At 71.5% G+C, this 1576-nt stretch carries 2 protein-coding genes and 1 tRNA gene; 2 read left to right on the top strand and 1 reads right to left on the bottom strand.

Annotation, left to right across the window (positions count from 1 at the left end):
• The first annotated feature begins 65 nt into the window (after nucleotides 1-65).
• Entirely contained in the window at nucleotides 66-746 is a 681-nt protein-coding gene (locus tag IE249_RS12840; protein ID WP_189705206.1) for a DegT/DnrJ/EryC1/StrS family aminotransferase, read from the top strand.
• Between the two features lie 41 nt (nucleotides 747-787).
• Nucleotides 788-863 (top strand) — tRNA-Thr (locus IE249_RS12845).
• A gap of 50 nt (nucleotides 864-913) precedes the next feature.
• On the opposite strand, the gene IE249_RS37085 is transcribed toward IE249_RS12845, so the two are convergent.
• Nucleotides 914-1576 (bottom strand): PP2C family protein-serine/threonine phosphatase (locus tag IE249_RS37085; protein ID WP_229858315.1); only part of this gene is annotated, 663 nt, incomplete at its 5' end.

The following is a 1576-nucleotide window of genomic DNA, read 5'->3' on the forward strand; positions in this document are numbered from 1 at the left end:
TTCTTTTTGCGGTCACTTGACGTTCACATCGCCCGGCCAGCATCCGCTCCATGGGTACTGCTGCCATGCTCAGGGCCGCCGGAGTCGGAGCCGGCGACGAGGTCGTCGTGCCGGCCTTCGGGAACGTCGAGGTCGCCGAGGCCGTCGTCCAGGTCGGCGCGATGCCGGTGTTCGCCGACATAGACCCCGTCACGTACTGCCTCGACGTCTCTTGCGCCGAAGCGGCCGTGACTCCGCGCACGGCGGCTGTCGTTGCCGTCCACCGGTTCGGCCGGACCGCGCATGTCGGCGCGCTGCGCGAGGCGGGGCGGCGGCACGGGCTGCTGGTGCTGGAACAGGGCGAGTTGGAGGCGCCGTACGAGGAATCGGCCCAGCGCCGGGAGCGGGCCGCCTATCTGGACGCGAAGTTGAGAGGCGTGCGCACCCCGGACGGCGGTGACGGGCACACCTACCAGCAGTACGTGGTCCGGGTGCCCGGCAATGGCCGGCCCGACCGGGACGCCTTCGCACGGGCCCTGCGAGCCAGGGGAGTTGACTGCCGCGTACCGGTGAAGACACCCGTGCACCGGCTGCCGGAGTTCCGGCGGTGCGTGTCCCTGCCGGAGACCGAGCGGGCCGCCGAGGAGACCCTGGCACTGCCGGTGGACGCCTCGCTGACGCGGCGCGAGATGCAGCGGATCGTGTCCGCGTGCAACGCGCTCGGTGGACCGATCGTGGTTGGGAGCACGGCCGTGTTCGGGGTATGATCTATTCCGTTGCCGAGGGGGAAGCCCCGAAAAGGCGACCGGCCCCTATAGCTCAGTCGGTAGAGCGTCTCCATGGTAAGGAGAAGGTCAACGGTTCGATTCCGTTTGGGGGCTCCAGCAGAAAACCCCGCCCTCATGGGCGGGGTTTTTCGTGTTTCCGGGGCGGGTCACTGCGCCTGGATCTCGGGGACCCGCATCGCGAGGATCGCCATGTCGTCCGAGGGCGCGTCCGACGCGAAGCGCTCCACCGCGCGCATGATGCGTGCCGCCACCGCGCCCGCCGTCAGCCCGGTGCAGGTGGTGAGGACGTCGGCGAGGCCGTCGTCGCCGAGCATGCGGGTGCCCTCACGGCGCTCGGTGACGCCGTCCGTGACGCACAGCAGCACGTCGCCCGGGTCCAGGGTGACCGTCTGCTCGTAGAGGTCCAGGTCCTCCATGACGCCGAGGAGCGGCTGGGGTTCGGCGGCCGGTTCGACCGTGCCGTCCTGGCGCAGTCGCAGCGGCAGCGGATGGCCGGCGCACACCACCTTGAGGCGGGCGCTGCCGTCCTCCTGCGGCCACAGCTCGCCGTAGAGGAGGGTGAGGAAGCGGCTGCGGGCGCCCTCGTCGAGGATCGCGGAGTTGAGGCGCTCCAGCACGGCCGGGCCGCCGAAGCCCTCGCGGGCGAGCAGGCGCAGGGCGTGCCGGGCGAGGCCGGTGACGGCGGCGGCCTCGGGGCCGGTGCCGCAGACGTCGCCGATGGCGAAGCCGTAGGCCCCGTCGCGGATGGGGAAGAGGTCGTAGAAGTCGCCGCCGACCTCGTTGCCCTCGCCGGCCGCCCGGTAGATGAC

The organism is Streptomyces anandii JCM 4720 (assembly GCF_014650655.1).
Lineage (GTDB): Bacteria > Actinomycetota > Actinomycetes > Streptomycetales > Streptomycetaceae > Streptomyces > Streptomyces anandii.

Bases quoted from the DNA above. Each gene is read 5' to 3' on its own strand.
- IE249_RS12840 (WP_189705206.1), top strand. From the start codon at position 66: ATGCTCAGGGCCGCCGGAGTCGGAGCCGGCGACGAGGTCGTCGTGCCG.